Source organism: Kribbella polygonati (genome assembly GCF_050320105.1).
GTDB lineage: Bacteria > Actinomycetota > Actinomycetes > Propionibacteriales > Kribbellaceae > Kribbella.
Genome location: NZ_CP190129.1, coordinates 6,697,224 through 6,715,904 on the forward strand (window position 1 = coordinate 6,697,224; position 18,681 = coordinate 6,715,904).

An 18,681-nucleotide genomic window follows, 5' to 3' on the forward strand; every position below is an offset into this window, starting at 1 on the left:
TCCTAAGGACGGGCGAGCAGGGTCGCGATGCCCTGGCCGACGCCGATACACATGGTGGCCAGCGCGTACTGCGCGTCGCGGTGCCGAAGCTCGAGCGCGGCCGTCAACGCCAACCGTGCGCCCGACATCCCGAGCGGGTGGCCGAGGGCGATCGCGCCGCCGTTCGGGTTCACGTGCTCCGCGTCGTCGGGCAGGCCGAGCTCCCGCAGTACGGCGAGGGACTGCGACGCGAACGCCTCGTTCAGCTCGATCACCTCGATGTCCGGCAACGCGACGCCGGTCCGCTCGAGCAGCTTCCGGGTCGCCGGCGCCGGCCCGATCCCCATGATCCGCGGCGGCACCCCCGCGGCAGCGGTCCCGACAACCCGAGCAAGCGGCGTCACCCCGTACCGCTCGACAGCCTCCCCACTCATCACCAGCAAAGCCGCCGCCCCGTCGTTCACCCCCGAGGCATTCCCTGCCGTGACAGTCCCAGGCGATCGGAAAGGTGTCTTCAAACCCGCCAAAGCTTCGAGCGACGTCTCCCGCGGATGCTCGTCGGCATCGACAGTTGTGACAGCGCCCCGTTTCCCAGGCACGTCGACCGAGACGATCTCCTCCGCCAGCCGCCCGTTCGCCTGCGCCTTCGCCGCCCGCTGCTGCGAACGCAACGCGAACAGGTCCTGGTCTTCGCGGGAGACGGCGAACTCGGCGGCGACGTTCTCCGCCGTCTCCGGCATCGAGTCGACCCCGTACTGCGCCTTCAGCACCGGGTTCACGAACCGCCACCCGATCGTGGTGTCGTACACCTCCGCCTGCCGGGCGAAGGCGGTCGTCGCCTTCGGCATCACGAACGGTGCCCGCGACATCGACTCCACCCCGCCGGCCACCACGATGTCGTTGTCCCCGGCAATGATCGACCGGGCCGCGTACGCGACCGCGTCCAGCCCGGACCCGCACAGCCGGTTGATCGTCGTACCGGGCACCGAGTCCGGCAGCCCGGCGAGCAGCAGCGCCATCCGGGCGACGTTCCGGTTGTCCTCGCCGGCCTGGTTCGCGCAGCCGAGGACCACGTCGTCGATCCGGGCCGGGTCGAGCGCGGTCCGGTTCAGCAACGACGAGACGACATGCGCGGCGAGGTCGTCGGGCCGCACCGCCGACAGCGCCCCGGCATACCGCCCGATCGGCGTCCGTACGCCGTCCACCAGAAACGCCTCGCGCGTCATGCTTCCTCCGGAATGATCGTGCCGGACAGTTGCCGGCTGCGGCCGCGGAACTCGGCGATCACCTCGTCGCCGCGGGTGACCGTGATGTCGTAGATCCCGTTCCGGCCGAAGCTTGTCCGCTCGGCAGCCGAAGCGACCAGTACGTCGCCGCGGTGCGCCGGGGCCACGAACACGATGTCGCAGGCCTGCGCGACCGTGACCCGGTTGCGCGAGTTGCACGCGAACGCGAACGCCGAGTCGGCCAGACTGAACACGAATCCACCATGCGCGATTCCGTGCCCGTTGACCATGTCCTCGCGGACAGTCATCTCGAGCCGTGCGCTGCCCTCGCCGACGTCGACCAGCCTCATCCCGAGACCGGCGCTGGCGGTGTCCTCCGCCCACATCGCCGCGGCCACCCGCGCCGCCAAGTCACTCATAGGCCACCTCAAACTCTTGTGACACCCTGGTACCGATTGCGCCATTGACTGTAACATCGCAGACATGACCACGGACCTGCTCTCCTCCCACCGTGAGCGCCTCGACGGCGCGCTGAAGGCGATCCACGACCGCGGCTACCACTCCGCGTTCCCCGAGTCGCCGAGCCCCCGGGTGTACGGCGAGACCGCGGCGGCGGACGGCAAGGCGGCGTTCGAGGCCCATCTCGGTACGGCGTACGCGCTGGACGTCCCCGGAGCCCGCGGCACGGTCGTGACCGAGCAGTCGCCGTACGGGATCGCGATGGACGTCGCGTACCCGCGGGTGGTCGAGGACGGTCTGGACGAGCTGCTCGCGGCCGCCCGGCAGGGGCTCGCGGACTGGCGGCGGGCCGGGATCGACGGGCGGACTGGGGTCGCGCTGGAGATCCTCGACCGGCTGCACCGGCGGATCTTCGAGCTGGCGAACGCGGTCCAGCACACCAGCGGGCAGGCGTTCGTGATGGCGTTCCAGGCCGGCGGCGCGCACGCGCTGGACCGGGCGCTGGAGGCCGTCGCGTACGCGTACGAGGAGATGAACCGCTACCCGGCCACCGCGACCTGGGAGAAGCCCGCGAAGGGTGACCCGATCCGGATGGAGAAGACGTTCACGGTCACCGGCCGCGGCGTCGCGCTGGTGATCGGCTGCAACACGTTCCCGACCTGGAACTCCTGGCCCGGCCTGTTCGCCTCGCTGGTCACCGGGAACGCCGTCGTCGTAAAGCCGCACCCGCTGGCCGTGCTGCCGCTGGCGATCACGGTCGAGGTCTGCCGCGAGGTCCTGGCCGAGGCGGGCTTCGACCCGAACCTAGTCACGCTCGCCACCGAGCGCGCCGGCGACGGCCTGGCCAAGCCGCTGGCCCAGCGCCCCGAGGTGAAGCTGATCGACTTCACCGGCGGCAGCGAGTTCGGCGAATGGCTCGAGCAGAACGCCACCCAGGCCACCGTCTTCACCGAGAAGGCCGGCGTCAACGCGGTCGTCGTCGACTCGACCGACTCCTTCAAGGCGCTCTGCAACAACCTCGCCTTCACACTGAGCCTGTACTCGGGCCAGATGTGCACCACCACCCAGAACCTGTTCGTCCCGGCCGGCGGGATCGACACCGACGAGGGCCACAAGTCCTTCGACGAGGTCGGCGCCGGGATCGGGGCCGCGATCGGCAAGCTGCTCGGCGACGACCCCCGCGCGGTCGAGATCCTCGGCGGCATCGTCAACCAGGCCGTGATCAGCCGCCTCGAGCTGGCCGACGAGTACGGCGACGTCGTCCTCGCGTCCCGCGCGATCCAGCACCCGGCGTACCCGGACGCGGTCGTGCGTACGCCGCTGCTGGTCGCGATCGACGCCGCGGACGCCGACGTGTACGGGCGGGAGTGCTTCGGGCCGGTGTCGTTCCTGGTCCGGACGGCCGACACCGCGCAGTCGATCGAGCTGTTCCGGTCGACCGTGACCGAGGACGGCGCGATGACCGCCGGGATCTACTCGACCGACCCGAAGGTGCTCGACGAGGCCCGGGACGCGGCCCTCGACGCGGGCGTCGCACTGTCCGAGAACCTCACCGGCCAGGTGTTCGTGAATCAATCGGCCGCTTTCAGCGATTTCCACGGCACCGGGGCCAATCCGGCGGCCAACGCGACATACACCGACGGTGCATACGTTGCGAGTCGCTTCCGCGTCATTCAATCTAGGCGTCATGTCTGAGGCCCTGAATCCTGAAAACCTGCGCGAAGCGCTCGCCTATTACGACAGCTGGCTGAAGTACAACCAGCACTACCAGCGGATCCCGGGGGTCCAGGTCGCGGTGTACGCCGGCGACCGGGTGGTGTTCTCCGCCGCGTACGGCCACGCCGACGTGGAGAACGACGTACCGCTGACCGACCGGCACCTGTTCCGGATCGCGTCGCACTCGAAGACGTTCACCGGGACCGCGATCCTGCAGCTGGTCGAGCAGGGGCTGGTGCGGCTGGACGACACGGCGGCGCAGCACGTCACCGAGCTCGCCGGTACGCCGATCGGGGAGCGGACCGTCCGCGAACTGCTCGCGCACGCGGGCGGCGTCACCCGGGACAGCCAGGACGCCGACTGGTGGCAGCTGGCGATTGCGTTCCCGGACCGCGACCAGTTGCTCGCCGTACTGCGGGACGCGGAGTCGGCGGTGATCCCGGAGAACGAGCGCTTCAAGTACTCGAACATCGGCTTCGGGCTGCTCGGGCTGATCATCGAGGCGGCCGGCGGGACGTCGTACAACGAGTTCGTCCGGACGTCGATCGTGGACAAGCTCGGGGTGACCGGCCTCGGTCCGGAGCTGGACCCGGCGCGGCTGACGGAGTACGCGGTCGGCTACAGCGCGCTGGCGTACGCCGACACGCGGGTCCCGATCGAGCACGTCGACACCCGGGCGCTGGCCTCGGCGACCGGGTTCTTCGGCAACGCGCACGACCTGGTGACGTACTTCTCCGCGCACCTGCCTGGCGACGACCGGCTGCTGACGGACAAGTCGAAGCGTGAGATGCAGCACCCGCTGTGGACGACTGGGAGCGACGAGAAGGCGCGGTACGGCCTCGGGATCGCGGTGACGAAGGTCGGTGACCGGGAGGTGATCGGGCACGGCGGCGGGTACCCGGGCCACATCACCCGGACGCTGGTCGACCCGGAGCAGCGGCTGATCGTGGCCGTACTGACGAACGCGATCGACGGGCCGGCCTCCCAGCTCGCGGAGGGCCTCTTCCGGCTGCTGGACCTGGCCGGGTCGAAGGACCGCGGCGACGCGGCCGGCCTGGAGCGCTTCACCGGCCGCTTCGCGAACCTGTGGGGCATCACCGACGTGATGCTGCTCGGTGGCCGGCTCTACATCACCGACCCCTCCGGCCCGAACCCGGCCGAGGAGCCGATGCCGGTCGAGGCGGACGGCGACGCGCTGCGGGTCACCGGCGGCAACGGCTACAGCTCGTACGGCGAGTCGTACAAGTTCACGTTCGGCGCGGACGGGTCCGTGGAGACGGTGCGCGGCTCCAGTGGACTCACCCTGCACCCGCTCGACACCTACACCCTCCCGGAGCGCGTTACCGTGGCCGGGTGACCATTCACGGCGACCACCCGTTCCTGCCGCCCGAGTCCGAGCGGAGCCCGGTACGGCGGTTCCGCGGGCGGCTGGCGTCGCCGGTGGGGCTGTGGACGACGGCGTACGAGGGGAAACGGGCCGGGCTCACCGTGTCGTCGATGCTGGTCGCGGACGGGGAGCCCGGGTACGTGATCGGGCTGCTCGACCCGGACTCGGACCTGTGGGAGACGTTGCGCGAGGCAAGGACCGCGGTCGTCTCGCTGCTCGGCGAACCGCACCGGCAGCTGGCCGACGCCTTCGGGTACGTCGCGCCGGCGCCGGGCGGTCCGTTCAAGCTGATCGACTGGACCGACACCGCGTGGGGCCCGGCCCCGGTCGGCGTCAGCACCTGGGCCGGCTGCACGCTGGTCGACCCGGACCCGCCGGAGGTCGGGTGGGGCCTGCAGGTGCAGCTGGAGATCGCCCACGTCGAGTTCGGCGCGGACGACGTACCCGCCCTGGCCCACCGGCGCGGACGCTACGTGACGGTCTAGTGGCCTGAGATTTGTGCGCAGTCGCTCTGTTCGAACAGGGAATGTGCGCGCTCTCACACTGTCAACCCACGCGGGGTCACGGCTGCGCAACGCGCCTGCGCGGAACGTTGACACTCGCCAGTAGCAGTTCCAGAGTGGGGGCGGTCAAGGGGGCATCGTTGTCAGGCGGCTCCATCAACAATGATCGGAGAATGAATCATGCGTGGTGGTCTGAGTAAGACCCTGGCGCTGGTGGGTGCGGCGGGTCTTCTCGCGGTGAGCGCCTGCGGGAACAGCGACAAGAGCAGCGGTGGCGGCAACTCGTCGGCGAGCAAGGACGTCACTGTCTTCACCTGGTGGGCCGACGGTGGTGAGAAGGCCGGTCTGGACGGCCTGGTGTCGGTGTTCGGCACCGAGTGCAAGGACTACAAGTTCGTGAACTCGGCCGTCGCCGGCGGCGCGGGCTCGAACGCCAAGCAGGTGCTGGCGAACGACCTGCAGGCGGGCAAGCCCCCGTCCACGTTCCAGGCGCACGCGGGCGCCGAGCTGAAGGACTACATCAACGCCGGCCAGGTCGACGACGTCAGCCAGCTGTACAAGGACTACGGGCTGGACAAGGCCTTCCCGCAGAACCTGCTCGACAACCTGACCGTCGACGGCAAGATCTACTCGATCCCGGCGAACATCCACCGGGCGAACGTGGTCTGGGCGAACCCGACCGTGCTGAAGAAGGCGAGCATCGACGCCACCAAGGCTCCGGCCTCCGTGGACGCGTGGATCGCCGACCTGACCAAGCTGAAGGCGGCAGGCGTGACCGCGCCGCTGGCGATCTCCAAGGGCTTCGCGCAGGAGATGCTGGTCGAGGCCGTACTGCTGGGCGAGCTCGGGCCCGACAAGTTCAAGGGCCTGTGGGACGGCAAGACCGACTGGGCAGGCGGCGACGTGACCGCGGCGCTGAACAAGTACAAGACGCTGCTGACCTTCACGAACACCGACCGCGAGGCGATCGACTGGCCGGACGCGCTGGGCTACGTGAACAGCGGCAAGGCCGGCTACACGCTGATGGGTGACTGGGTCGCCGCGCAGCAGCTCGCCGACAAGGTCCCGGACACGGCGTACACCTACTGGCCGGCGCCGGGTACCTCGCAGGACTTCCAGTTCCTCGCCGACTCGTTCACGCTGCCGACCAACGGCGCGGACCCGGACGGCGCGAAGTGCTGGCTGAAGGTCGTCGGTTCGGCCGAGGGCCAGAAGGCGTTCAACACCAAGAAGGGCTCGATCCCGGCCCGTTCGGACGCCAACCCGGCGGACTACCCGAAGTACCAGCAGACCGCGATGGCGGACTGGAAGAAGGACCAGATCGTCCCGTCCTGCGCCCACGGTGCGGCCTGCACGCTGGGGCAGAACAACGACATCCTGTCCGCGCTGAGCCAGTTCAGCGGCAGTCCGGACGTCGCGAAGCTGCAGACAGCGCTCGGTACCGCGATGAAGACGAGCTGATGTGTCGCGAGTTGCGAACCGATGAGTTGGAGGACTGAGCGTGCACGGAAGAATCCGCACCTGGGGACCCGGAGCCCTGGTGCTGCTGCCGACCGTGCTGTTGCTCGGGTACTTCGTCTACGGGCTGATCGCGTGGTCCTTCAACACCTCGCTGACGAACCGGCACACCGCTCGTAAGGGCCCGGCGGACTACGTCGGGTTCGAGAACTACGGGCACCTGTTCGGTGAGGACCGGTTCCTCAACTCGCTGAAGAACCTCGGCGTGCTCACGGTGGCGTTCATCGTGGGCACGCTGATCTTCGGCCTGCTCTGGGCGCTGCTGCTGGAGAAGGGCGTGCCTGGCGAGTCGATCTTCCGGTCGATCTACCTGTTCCCGATGGCGATCTCGATGATCGCCTCCGGCGTCGTCTGGGGCTGGTTGCTGAACCCGTCCCAGGGCGCCGACGCCCGCGGGCTGAACCGGCTGTTCGAGATCCTCCATCTGAACTTCCTGGAGAATCCGTGGTGGACCGCCGGCAGCAGATGGACGACGATGGCGTCCATCGCGCTCCCCGCGGTCTGGCAGCTGTCGGGCTACATCATGGCGCTGTTCCTGGCCGGTTTCCGCGGGATCCCGCCGGAGCTGCGCGAGGCGGCCCGGGTGGACGGCGCGTCCGAGTTCAAGCTGTACCGGCACGTGCTGTTCCCGCAACTGTCGCCGATCGCGCTGTCCGCGCTGATCATCCTCGGTCACATGTCGCTGAAGCTCTTCGACCTGATCTACGCGATCACCGGGCCGAACCAGTTCCGTACCGAGGTGCCCGCGATCTACATGTGGAACACCTTGCTGCGCAGTGACATGGCCAAGTCGGCCGCGATCGCGATCGTGCTGCTGGCTGTTGTCGCTGTCCTGGTCATCCCGTACATCGCGTACACCGTCCGGCAGGAGAACGAGGAATGAGCGCCGACACCGCAGCCGCAACCGGCACCGCCGCCGCGGCGGTCCGCCGGAAGCCGCCGAAGAGCCGCGGCGTGATCGCGGACGGCTCCACCCGGCGCAGCCGGACGGTCCGTTACGTCCTGCTGCTGCTGTTCCTGCTGTTCGTCCTGATCCCGGTGTACGTCGTACTGGTCACCAGCTTCAAGACCTCCGGCGACACCACCGCGGCCTCGCAGTGGAACCTGCCGAAGACCTGGACGCTGGATCCCTGGCGCAAGGCCTGGGACGTGCTGCAGCCGTACATGATCCGGTCGCTGTCGCTGGCGATCCCGGCCGCGATCATCTCCTCGCTGATCGGGTCCGTGAACGGGTTCGTCCTGGCCCGCTGGCGGTTCCCGGGGGCGAACATCGTGTTCGCGTTCATCCTGTTCGGGATGTTCATCCCGTACCAGGCGGTGATGCTGCCGCTGCGGACGACGTTCACCGAGCTGGACGTCACCCGGGGCGTGCCGACGCTGATCGTCGCGCACTGCATCTACGGCATCCCGATCTGCACTCTGATCTTCCGGAACTACTACGCCACGATCGTGCCGAACGAGATCATCGAGTCGGCCCGGGTGGACGGGGCCGGGCTGGTGCAGACGTACCTGCGGATCATCCTGCCGATCTCGATCTCCGGGTTCGTGGTGACGCTGATCTGGCAGTTCACCTCGGTCTGGAACGACTTCCTGTTCGCGCTGTTCCTGACCCAGCAGGACAACGGTCCCGTCACGCTCGGGCTGGCGGCGCTGGCGGGCGGTCAGAAGGTCGACTACGCCGCCTCGATGGCGGGTGCGCTGATCACGTCGCTGCCGACGCTGATCGTCTACATCGTGCTCGGCCGCTGGTTCATCGGCGGCCTGATGGCGGGCGCGCTGAAGGGCTGAACCCCGCGGTACCCCCGACGGCCCGTGCTCGCCCGAGCACGGGCCGTCGCTCTGAGTTGTCCACAGGACGCGCGCAGGAGCCTGCGGCGGACCGGCTCCGGACGGTAATCTCACGGAGGTGACCAAGTCTCCGAGTGGACGGGACGGACGGCGCAGCCACCTGCGGCTCGTCGGCTCCGATCCCGGCGAACCGTACGCGCCGCCGGCGGGTGTCGATGTCGACACCACGCCGAGCGTCGCTGTGCTGGAGACCCTGCTGGAAACGCTTGCCCTCGACCTGGCCGCCGCGCCGGCCGCGCTGCACCCGGTGATCGCCGAGGCGTCCGTGGCCCGCTCGGCTGCGATGCTCGCCGACCAGCTGTGGCCGGCCGGGCGTCCGGACGAGATCGGTGAGGTGGAGCGCTTCTTCTGGGCCGACGCAGCCCGGGTGCTCGGTGAGCGCCGTGACCTGGAGTCCTTCGTCCTGCTGACCAGCCTGGCCCGGACCGTCGGCCCGGCCGGGCGGCTGCCGCTGCAGCGAGCGCACGTGTCGCGGCTGCGGACGCAGGACGAGGTGCCCGAGTGGGTGACCCGGATCGCCGGGTTCCGGCTGACCAGCGCGATCGTGTCCGAGGACATCACCGGTGACGGGCTGAGTGTCGTGCTGGACTACGACGACGAGCAGCACCCGCACACCGTGGTGGTGTTCATCGACAACAACATCGGCGCGATCATCAAGGACGTGTTCGTCGGCCCGCCGGTGGACCGCGTCCTGGAGGCGTACCAGCGCGGCGGCCGGGTGACCATCCGGACCGTGCGGCCGCCGATCGCGGCCGGGATCATCCTGCAGGCGCTCGGCGAGACCCGGGACTACGACGATCCGCCGGTCAGCGAGGACTTCGAGTTCTTCACCGGCCTGCTGGTGAACCGGCTGACCCAGATGCCGGACCGCCCGGTCCGCCCGCCGATGCGGCCGTTGCTGACCCCGCGGCAGCGCGAGCAGCTGGTCGAGGAGTTCCTCGAGTCGCGGTTCGCCGTTGGCCTGCCCGACGACGCGCCGGACGTCGTCCGGCTCTGGATCGACCACGCGGTCGACCACACCGTCGGCGGCCCGCTGCGGGTCAGCGGGGTGCTGGTCGAGCTGTTCCTGGCGCACTGGCTGCCCCGGAAGGTGCTTGCCGACAGCACCTACTTCGACGCGGTCCCGGTGGTGGTGAAGGCCTGGCTGGAGTTCGCCGGCGACCGTGGCAGCCTGCCGCTGGACACCGTCGACGAGGCGGTCGACGCGGTCGACGTCTGGCAGCCCGCGCTGGAGGCGGCCGCGATGATCGACCCGGTCGGCTCGAAGCCCGGCGAGCGGGTCTTCCTCGACGACACCACCAACGACCTCGAGGACGCGTACCGCGCCCTGGCCGGCCTCGGCACCCCGCCGCAGCCCGACCTCCAGGGCCTCGACAACCACCAGGCCGCGACGCTCTCGGTGCTGGCCCCGCACGCCTGGCTGATGGCCGGCGAGACCTTGGGGACGTCGTACGCCCCCGACGCCTTCGACATCGCCGAACGCCTGGTCCGCGAGGCCCCTGACCTCCTCGCCAAGGCCCGCCTCTCCACCTGGCCCCGCGCCATCGTCTGGCTGATCGCCCACCGCCACCGCCTGGTCGGCCCCGGCGAGACCCTCACCCCCTACACCCTCGCCACCGACCTCTCCTCCTCCCCGGCCACCCTCCGCAAAACCGCCAAACTCCTCACCGACACCCTCGTCCTGCCCCGCTGATCCGCCACGGTTGTGCCACGGCGGAGAATGGGTGGCATGCATGTGCGTGCGCCGGAGTTGCGGGGTCGTGGGTGGTTGAACACTGGCGGCCGGGAGTTGGCCTTGGCGGACTTCCGGGGCCGCTTTTTGTTGCTCGATTTTTGGACGTTCTGTTGCATCAACTGTCTGCATGTGCTGGACGAGTTGCGGCCGTTGGAGGAGAAGTACGGCGACGCGCTGGTGATCGTCGGGGTGCATTCGCCGAAGTTCGCGCACGAAGGGGAGGAGGCGGCGGTTCGGGCCGCTGTCGAGCGGTACGAGGTGGGGCATCCGGTGCTGGACGACCCGGAGCTCGTCACCTGGCAGAACTACACGGCGCGTGCCTGGCCGACGCTGGTGCTGGTGGATCCGAACGGGTACATCGTCGCGCAGTACTCCGGTGAAGGACACCTGCACGCGCTGGACGCGTTGCTGGCGGAGCTCGTCGTCGAGCACGAGGCGGCCGGTACGTTGACCCACGGCAAGTCGCCGTACGTCGCTCCCGCGGCGGAGCCGACCGACCTGCGGTTCCCGGCGAAGGTGGTTGCGCTGGACAACGGGTTCCTGGTCGCCGACGCCGGCAACCACAGCATCGTGGAACTCGCCGCGGACGCGACGACCGTCGTACGGCGGATCGGCACCGGCGAGCGTGGTTTCGTCGACGGCGGCGCCTCCGAGGCGCGCTTCTCCGAGCCGAACGGGCTGGTGCTGCTCCCGGACGACGTCGCGGCCCGGACCGGGTACGACGTGGTCGTGGCGGACACGGTCAACCACGCGCTCCGCGGGATCCACCTGCAGAGCGGCGAGGTGACGACGCTGGCCGGCACCGGGAAGCAGTGGATGGACGGCGACGGGACCGGCGTCCTGAGTTCGCCGTGGGACGTCGCGTGGTGGGGCGGCAAGGTGTGGATCGCGATGGCCGGTGTACATCAGCTGTGGACGTTCGACCCGTTCGGCAAGGTGACCGAGGTGGCCGCGGGGACGACCAACGAAGGGCTGAAGGACGGGCCGCTCGGCGAGGCGTGGTTCGCGCAGACCAGCGGGCTCGCGGCGGACGGGGAGCGGTTGTGGCTCGCGGACTCCGAGATCTCCGCGCTGCGCTGGATCGACACGTCCGTCCACACCGCCGTCGGCACTGGGCTGTTCGACTTCGGGCTGCGCGACGGCAAGGCGAGCGAGGCGCTCCTGCAGCACCCGCTCGGCGTGACGGTGCTGCCGGACGGCTCGGTCGCGATCGCCGACACGTACAACGGCGCCGTACGGCGGTACGACCCGGCCACCGAGACGGTCGAGACGATGGCCACCGGGCTGGCCGAGCCGAGCGGTGCCGTTGTCGTGGGCAACGAACTGCTGGTGGTCGAGTCCGCCGCGCACCGGCTGACCCGGATCCCGCTCGGCGCGTCGGCGACCGCGGCCGAGTTCAGCACCCGTACCCAGCGGCCGCCGATGGACCTGGCCGCCGGCGAGGTCACCCTCGAGGTCGTCTTCACCCCACCGCCCGGCCAGAAGCTCGACGACCGCTACGGCCCGTCGACCCGGCTGCTGGTCTCGTCGACGCCGGACAACCTCCTCCGCGAGGGCGCCGGCGACTCGACGGATCTCGTCCGCCGGCTGATCATAGACCCGCACGCCGGTTCCGGCGTACTGCACGTAGCCGTCCAGGCCGCTTCCTGCGACGACTCCGCCGAGGTCGAGTTCCCCGCCTGCCACATGCACCGCCAGGACTGGGGCGTCCCCGTCACCATCACCCCCACCGGCCCGAACCACCTCGAACTGGTGCTCTCGGGCGCCAAGTAGGAGTTTGTGGTCCGGGTACAGGGAGGGCGTCAGACAGCCGCGGCCCGGAGGGAAGCGAGTCGATGAGTATCGGTGCGGGCATCTTTCTGATGGTGGTGGGCGCCGTCCTGGCGTTCGCGGTCCGGGACACCTGGGACGCCGTCAACCTGCAGGTGGTCGGCTACATCTTGATGCTGGCCGGCCTGGCCGGCATCGTGCTGTCGTTCTACATCACGAACCGCCGCCGCCGGGTGGAGACCAACGCCATCGACCCGGCCGTCGAAGAGGAATACCGCGTCGTCGAGGAACACCACCGCGACGTCAGCGAGTAGCGATCAGCTGGTGCGGAGTTCGATGTCGCCGGAGGTGGTGGTGGCGGAGACGGAGTGGGCGCCGGTGTCGGTGTTGCCGAGTTTGTTGTCGATGTCGCCGTTCCTGGAGTCGGTGCTGACCTTGTAGTCGGTGCCGGGGGCGGTGATCTGGATGTCGCCGCTGGTGTCCTTGGCGTTCACGTCGTTCGCCTCGGCGAGGTTCAGTTCGATGTCGCCGGAGGTGGTCTCGACGGCGACCGGGCCGCCCTTCAGGTCCTTGGCCTCGATGTCGCCGGACCTCGCCTTGACGTCGAGCGTGCCGTTCAGGCCGTGCACCGACACGTCGCCGGACGTCACGTCCAGGTTGACGTCGCCGTCGATGTCGCGGAGTTCGAGTTTGCCTGAGGTGGACTTCGCGTCGACCCCCGCGACCCCGGCGAGCTGTACGTCGCCGCTGCCGTTCTCGCCGGTCACCTTCGTGCCGCGCGGGACGGTCACCTCGTAGTCGGCGGAGCACTGCCAGCCGCACTTCCCGTCCAGCTTGAGTACGCCGTCGTGCACCGAGTACGCGTCGCCGTGCTTGAAGAACCAGAACTTGCGCTTCTCCCGCACCGTCGTCTGGCTGTCGTCGGAAACCCTGATCGTGATGTCGGAGTGGCCGGCCGCGAGCTGGACGGTGGTGATCTTGTCGTCGATCTTGTGTGTGTCGTCGGAGCCCCGGTCCGCGAACTGCCAGAACGCCAGCCCGGCCGCCGCTACCAGCAGGATCACGCCGAGCTGCTTGTTCTCCGCCATCGTCCGCCTCTTCTCGAGCCCACCCGCGTTGTCGCAACGACAGTAGGCGTCGAGCCTGCCCCGGAGGATCCGGCAGATCCCCCGAGGCCACCCTGAGCGCTCCTCAGGGATCTACCGGTGCAGCTCACCCCGGGACACTGCAGTGGACAGGTCGTCGCCGGTTGTGCCGAAGAAGGTTCGCGCCCAGAGCGAGTCCTCGTACCAGTACGGGCCGTCCTTGCCGGGCAGCGACTGGGGCGCCGACCCGCGCCGCAGCGCCTGCCGGCACTCGTTGCACAGCGGAAGCGTCAACGTGGTCCCGTTCGACTCGACCTTCGTCGGCCGCCCGGTGGACCGGCCGTGCAGCGGGTTGAACGCACACAGCTCCGGTACGTCGGCCACCCGCCGGCCGGCCGCGGTCGCGACGGCGGCGTCGTACGCGCGGCGGCCCTTGTCCAGCAGCACCATCGCGCCGACCAGGTCGACGAGGTCCGGCGCCGTACCGTCGAGGATCTTCGACGCGGCGGCGTGGTCGTCGAGCGCCGCCTGCTGGTGCGCCAGGCCGGCGCCTTCGGTCGTCGGCAGCGCCGCGAGCTGCGAGCCGAGCGTGGTGAGCTCGGCGGTCGTGTCCCGGGTCAGCTTCCGGCGCCGCTCGGCCGCCACCGTCGCGGCGACGTGCGGCGGGATCCGGAACGTCTTCTCCCGGCGCGGCGCCGACCCCGAACCGGCTCCGCGCACTCGTCCGATCACCAGACCGAGCGCCACCAGGACCAGCAGTCCGCCGACGATGCTGAGCGTGATGACGGTCCCGTGGCCGCCGGACTCGGAGGAGTCGCGGCGCGTCGGCGTCCCGGAGTTCGGGCGTTTGGTCGTCTTCGGGATCCCCGGCTGGGCAAGCAGCTCGTACATCCGGGCGACCACCTCGGTCGGCCCCGCGTCGTACCCGGTGTCGTCGAGCGCGCGCTGCCGGGACGCGTTCAGCTTCTCGTCGCTGACCTGCGGCAGGTCCTTGGCCTCGTACCACGGGAAGCGGCTGCCGCCGTCGACCACGACGTACAGCCCGGGCTTGCGGAGCGCGTCCATCACCAGCGTGAGGACGTTGTCCTCCTTGCCCTCGAACTCGTCGCTCGGGGTCAGCGGCAGGATGATCGTGTACGTCGGGTACCCGAGCGCGGCCGCCTTCTTCTTGACGTCGGCGCGCAGGTTCTCCGGCAGCGCCGTCTTGTAGGCCGGGTCGATGTACAGCGGGTCCTTCAGCAACGCGGTCGCGATCTCGTGCGCCCGCTCCGCCGGGGTCCCGTCCGGTGCGGCCTGCGCCGGTGCCGCGACCATCGTGGTCAGCGCGGCCACCAGGCAAGCGAGAAGAATCCGGGCCTTCACGAGCGTTCCTTCCGTCGTCGTGGGGTGCCGATCGCTGCCGCGATCAGGACGATGCCGCCGAGGACGCCGCCGCCCATCAGCCCGAGCACGGTGCCGCCGCCGCCGTTCGCCAGCGCCTTGCCGACGGTGAACTTGTCCTCGGACGAGGACGAGGACGGCTCGGGCGTGGGTGTCGGCGTCGGCGTGGTCCGGGCGGGTTCCGGCGTACTCGACTTGTACTGCTTGATCCCGTCCACGTAGTCCTTGAGCTGACTGCTCAGCGACTGCTTCCCGGTCCCGTAGGTCCAGTCCGGCGCGTACGCCGCGATCTCGTTGGCGACGCCGTACGACCGGTCGCCGTCCATCACGACGTACACCCCTGGCTTGTGGTTCGCGGCTGCGAGCCGGCCGGCCAGCAGCGCGGTGTCGCCGCGCTCCGGGAACCACTCCCCGGTCGGTACGACGGCCACGTACACCGGCACGCTCGTCTCGGAGATCACCTTGACGAGCTCGTCCTGGTCGGCCGTCGAGGCGTAGTCCGGGTCGACGTACAGCGGCCGCACAGCCCAGGCCGCGACCGCGCCGGTGATCCGCGGATCGGTCGGCGTGGCCGCCCAGGCGGTCCCGGTCAGCAGTACGAACGTTGCCGCCAGCAACAGGAAGAGCCGCCTCATCGGACCTCGTCCTTCCAGGCCTCGACCCGCTCCGGCAGGTCGTCCGAGAGCGCGCCGAAACCGCTCGCGACCATCGGGTTGTCCGGCTCGAGCGTCCAGTACGGCACCTGCTTGCGGTCGTGGCCGAGCAGCCCCGACTTGCTCCACACCCGGAGCCCGCGCGGCGTCTTCCCGCGCCGTACGACGCTCGCGCACTGCTGGCACGCCGGCACTTCGACGTCGTCCGACCAGTCGACCTTCGCCGTACCGGGGTTGTGCCTCGGGTCGAAGAAGCACGGTGGCTGCAGGGCCGCGCCGGACGCGACCCGCTCGGCCTGCCGGGCGAGGACCAGCGCACCGGCCGCGGCGAGCAGGTCGTCGGGATGGTCGGCGCGCAGAGTGCGCGCGGCGTCCAGCCGGCGGCACGCGTCGTCGCGCCTGTCCAGCTGCTCCGTCGTCCGGTTGCCGCGCTTGTCGAGCCGCGCGACGGAGCGCTCCGCGGCCTTGATCTTGTCGTCGGCCTTGAGCTCCACGTCCGACGAGTCGATCGGCGGGTCGTTCTTGGCCGGCAGTTCAGTCCGCTGGATCTTCGTCCGCCGGCGGCGGCGCAGCCCGAGCACCAGCGTCAGCGCGAATCCGAGGACCCCGCCGATCCCCAGCCCGACGAACGTCGACCGGTCCTCCTTGTCGGTGGTCGACAGGCCGTGGTCGCTGTGGTCGATCGGCGGCCGGCGGTCACCGGCGGGCACGGCCGGCAGCGCGCGGCCGTCGAGTGCCGTCGAGGCCTCCTGGATGGTCCGGACGATCGGCGGCGCCGGGCGGTCCGTGACCACCTCGAGGCGCTGCTTGTCGTCGTTCTGCACGCTGACCAGCTCGCGGCCGCGCAGCCCGCCCGCCCGGTACAGCTCCGCGCTGATCGACCAGTACGTGTCGTTCACCACCGCGAGCAGGTACAGGCCCGGCGTACCGATCCGGGCGTGCAGCAGGGTCGGCATGGTGTACGACACCTCCCGCAGCGGCGGCGTCGACGGCACGATCGCGACGTACACCGGCATGCCCGCGGTCCGCATCGCGGTGCGGATCCGGGTCAGCTCGGTGGCCGGGATGCCGCCGGCCAGCCGCGGATCCACCGACAGGTGGTCGGTCCGCCAGGCGGCGGCGATCCGGTCCGGCAACTCGGGCGTGTCCGCCCGCGCCGGGACGGCGGGGACGAGGAGGAGGGCCGCGAGCGGGGCGGTGAGGAAACGGGCGCGCATCGCGGACAGCGTACGACGACCAGACCTGGGCACAGGCATACGGACGCAACGAGGCATCGGACGGTTCCAGTCGCCGAAGTTGACGCGACCCTGGCTCGGACAGGGGAAACCAAGCCAGGGTCACGGTGTTTCAGGGCAGCAACGTTGCCGCATGATCACCCTCCGCAACAGGGCAGATCGTGGGGCAACCTGGGGCAGATCGGCGAAATCATGCCCCGAATCCTCCGGCTCGACCCGCGCAAGTGGCCGAGCCGGAGGAGCCTCAGAACGCGGACTCGGGGAGGTCCATCACGTCCAGATCGGTGAGCTCGGCCTTGATCCGCTCGGCCCGCACGGACGGCATCGTGGACCGCACGAACCACTGCGCCGCGGCCACCTTGCCCGTGTAAAAGTCCTGGTCAGCGGCCGAAAGCTCGCCGCCGAGCCGCTCCAGCGCGACCTCGGCCTGGCGGAGCATCAGCCACGAGCAGACCACGTCGCCGAGGACGAACAGCAGCCGTGAGGTGTTCAGCCCGACCTTGTAGATGTTGCGGGGGTCGCCGTTCTCGGCCTGGGGGTTGCTGGCCATCAGGGCCTGCCCCATGATGCCCAGGATCTTCTGCGTGTCCTCGAGGCCCTTGGCGAGCAGTCCACGCTCCTCCTTGAGGCGGCCGTTGCCCGCCTCGGAGGCGACGAACGCCTGTACCTGCTCGGCGAGATGGCCGAGCGCCTTGCCCTGGTCCTTGATGATCTTGCGGAAGAACAGGTCCTGGCCCTGGATCGCGGTCGTGCCCTCGTAGAGGGTGTCGATCTTCGCGTCCCGGACGTACTGCTCGATCGGGTAGTCCTGCAGGAAGCCGGAGCCGCCGAACGTCTGCAGCGACTCGGTACCGAGCAGCGTCCACGACTTCTCCGAGCCGTACCCCTTCACCAGCGGCAGCAGCAGGTCGTTGACCCGCTCCGCGAGGTCGTCGTGCTCCCCGGCGTACCGGGCCTGCTCGGCGCGGTCCTGGTACGTCGCCGTGAACAGCACGAGCGCCCGCAGCGCCTCGGCGTACGCCTTCTGCGTCAGCAGCGACCGCCGTACGTCGGGGTGGTGCGTGATCGTGACGCGCGGCGCGTCCTTGGCCGGCTGGGTGAGGTCCGCGCCCTGCACCCGCTCCTTCGCGTACTCGAGCGCGTTCAGGTAGCCGGTGGAGAGGGTGGCGATCGCCTTGGTGCCGACCATCATCCGGGCGTACTCGATCACCTGGAACATCTGCGCGATGCCGTCGTGCACCTCGCCGAGCAGCCAGCCCTGGGCGGGGATCCCGTCGCCGAAGGTGATCTCGCAGGTCGTGGAGACCTTGATGCCCATCTTCTTCTCGACGTTCGTGACGAAGGCGCCGTTGCGCTCGCCGGTCAGCTCACCGGTCTCGAGGTCGAAGTGGTACTTCGGGACCACGAACAGGCTGAGGCCCTTCGTGCCCGGACCGCCGACGCCCTCGATGCCCTGCGGCCGGGCCAGCACCAGGTGCACGATGTTCTCGGTCATGTCCTGCTCGCCCGAGGTGATGAACCGCTTGACGCCCTCGATGTGCCAGGAGCCGTCCTCCTGCAGCGTGGCCTTGGTCCGCCCCGCGCCGACGTCGGAGCCGGCGTCCGGCTCGGTCAGCACCATGGTGGCGCCCCAGCCGCGCTCGATGATGTGGTGCGCGATCTTCTGGTCCCGCTCGGTGCCGTTGCGCCACAGGACGTGTGCGAAGTTCGGGCCGGCGGCGTACATGTGCACCGGCGGGTTGGCGCCCAGGACCAGCTCGGCGGCGGCCCAGCGCAGCGACGGCGGGGTCGGCTGACCTCCGAGCTCAGCCGGCAGCTCGAGCTTGAACCACTCGGCGTCCATGTAGGCGTGGTAGCTCTTCTTGAACGCCTCCGGCATCCGGACCTCGTGGGCCTCCGGGTCGAAGACCGGCGGGTTCCGGTCGGCCTCCGCGAACGACTCGGCCAGCTCGTGCTTGGCCAGCCGGTCCACCTCCGCGAGCACCTCGCGGGCGGTGTCGACGTCCATCTCGGCGTACGGGCCCTGTCCGAGCACGTCGCCCCGGCCCAGCACCTCGAGCAGGTTGAACTCGATGTCCCGCAGATTCGACTTGTAGTGACTCACAGAGGCTCCCCTGGATTGTTACTCACGAGTAATTTAAGTATATACCCGTCGGTAATGAGGGCAAAGGGGGTTTCCTGTGACCT

16 protein-coding genes are annotated in these 18,681 nt (G+C 69.7%); 9 read left to right on the top strand and 7 right to left on the bottom strand.

The genetic code is table 11. The annotated features are described in order from the left end of the window. Positions 1-2: 2 nt before the first annotated feature. Both pcaF and paaI read right to left on the bottom strand, forming a co-directional pair. The gene (pcaF, locus tag ACQHIV_RS31910; protein ID WP_427887567.1) at positions 3-1,205 is read right to left on the bottom strand and encodes a 3-oxoadipyl-CoA thiolase; all 1,203 of its coding nucleotides are present in this window, start codon (positions 1,203-1,205) and stop codon (positions 3-5) included. Then, positions 1,202-1,624, bottom strand: a complete 423-nt coding sequence (gene paaI / locus ACQHIV_RS31915) for a hydroxyphenylacetyl-CoA thioesterase PaaI (RefSeq protein WP_427887568.1) — start codon at positions 1,622-1,624, stop codon at positions 1,202-1,204. Before paaI ends, pcaF begins: the two co-directional genes overlap by 4 nt. Before the next feature lie 64 nt (positions 1,625-1,688). On the opposite strand from paaI, the gene paaN reads away from it, so the two are divergent. From paaN to ACQHIV_RS31960, 9 genes are all read left to right on the top strand, one after another. Further along, positions 1,689-3,359 (top strand): phenylacetic acid degradation protein PaaN, encoded by a 1,671-nt coding sequence (gene paaN, locus ACQHIV_RS31920; RefSeq protein ID WP_427887569.1) that lies wholly within the window; start codon positions 1,689-1,691, stop codon positions 3,357-3,359. Next, positions 3,352-4,737 carry a serine hydrolase domain-containing protein gene (locus tag ACQHIV_RS31925; RefSeq protein ID WP_427887570.1) on the top strand — a complete coding sequence of 462 codons (1,386 nt, stop codon included), beginning with the start codon at positions 3,352-3,354 and terminating at the stop codon, positions 4,735-4,737. Before paaN ends, ACQHIV_RS31925 begins: the two co-directional genes overlap by 8 nt. After that, positions 4,734-5,252 (top strand): flavin reductase family protein, encoded by a 519-nt coding sequence (locus ACQHIV_RS31930; RefSeq protein ID WP_427887571.1) that lies wholly within the window; start codon positions 4,734-4,736, stop codon positions 5,250-5,252. The genes ACQHIV_RS31925 and ACQHIV_RS31930 overlap by 4 nt, the downstream gene beginning before the upstream one ends. A gap of 198 nt (positions 5,253-5,450) precedes the next feature. Then, complete coding sequence (locus ACQHIV_RS31935; RefSeq protein WP_427887572.1) at positions 5,451-6,731, top strand: ABC transporter substrate-binding protein; 1,281 nt, start codon at positions 5,451-5,453, stop codon at positions 6,729-6,731. A gap of 40 nt (positions 6,732-6,771) precedes the next feature. Continuing rightward, positions 6,772-7,671, top strand: a complete 900-nt coding sequence (locus tag ACQHIV_RS31940; protein WP_427887573.1) for a carbohydrate ABC transporter permease — start codon at positions 6,772-6,774, stop codon at positions 7,669-7,671. Continuing rightward, entirely contained in the window at positions 7,668-8,576 is a 909-nt protein-coding gene (locus ACQHIV_RS31945) for a carbohydrate ABC transporter permease (protein ID WP_427887574.1), read from the top strand. Before ACQHIV_RS31940 ends, ACQHIV_RS31945 begins: the two co-directional genes overlap by 4 nt. 118 nt (positions 8,577-8,694) lie before the next feature. Further along, positions 8,695-10,329 (top strand): hypothetical protein, encoded by a 1,635-nt coding sequence (locus tag ACQHIV_RS31950; protein WP_427887575.1) that lies wholly within the window; start codon positions 8,695-8,697, stop codon positions 10,327-10,329. A 36-nt stretch (positions 10,330-10,365) separates the two neighbouring features. Then, positions 10,366-12,144 (top strand): NHL domain-containing thioredoxin family protein, encoded by a 1,779-nt coding sequence (locus ACQHIV_RS31955; RefSeq protein WP_427887576.1) that lies wholly within the window; start codon positions 10,366-10,368, stop codon positions 12,142-12,144. Between the two features lie 62 nt (positions 12,145-12,206). Next, positions 12,207-12,455, top strand: a complete 249-nt coding sequence (locus ACQHIV_RS31960; RefSeq protein ID WP_427887577.1) for a DUF6458 family protein — start codon at positions 12,207-12,209, stop codon at positions 12,453-12,455. 3 nt (positions 12,456-12,458) lie between these two features. Here ACQHIV_RS31960 and ACQHIV_RS31965 read toward each other — a convergent pair whose 3' ends face one another. The 5 genes from ACQHIV_RS31965 to ACQHIV_RS31985 form a co-directional block, all read right to left on the bottom strand. Continuing rightward, a complete protein-coding gene (locus tag ACQHIV_RS31965) occupies positions 12,459-13,229 on the bottom strand; it encodes a DUF4097 family beta strand repeat-containing protein (RefSeq protein ID WP_427887578.1) in 771 nt (256 codons plus the stop codon). Positions 13,230-13,340: 111 nt separating this feature from the next. Then, on the bottom strand, positions 13,341-14,588 hold the full coding sequence (locus ACQHIV_RS31970; RefSeq protein WP_427887579.1) for a hypothetical protein: 1,248 nt from the start codon (positions 14,586-14,588) through the stop codon (positions 13,341-13,343). After that, positions 14,585-15,241: a hypothetical protein gene (locus ACQHIV_RS31975; RefSeq protein WP_427887580.1), complete on the bottom strand. Its 657-nt coding sequence runs from the start codon at positions 15,239-15,241 to the stop codon at positions 14,585-14,587. Before ACQHIV_RS31975 ends, ACQHIV_RS31970 begins: the two co-directional genes overlap by 4 nt. Further along, on the bottom strand, positions 15,238-16,476 hold the full coding sequence (locus ACQHIV_RS31980) for a hypothetical protein (protein WP_427887581.1): 1,239 nt from the start codon (positions 16,474-16,476) through the stop codon (positions 15,238-15,240). Before ACQHIV_RS31980 ends, ACQHIV_RS31975 begins: the two co-directional genes overlap by 4 nt. A gap of 262 nt (positions 16,477-16,738) precedes the next feature. Then, complete coding sequence (locus tag ACQHIV_RS31985) at positions 16,739-18,598, bottom strand: acyl-CoA dehydrogenase (protein ID WP_427887582.1); 1,860 nt, start codon at positions 18,596-18,598, stop codon at positions 16,739-16,741. Positions 18,599-18,681: the final 83 nt, after the last annotated feature.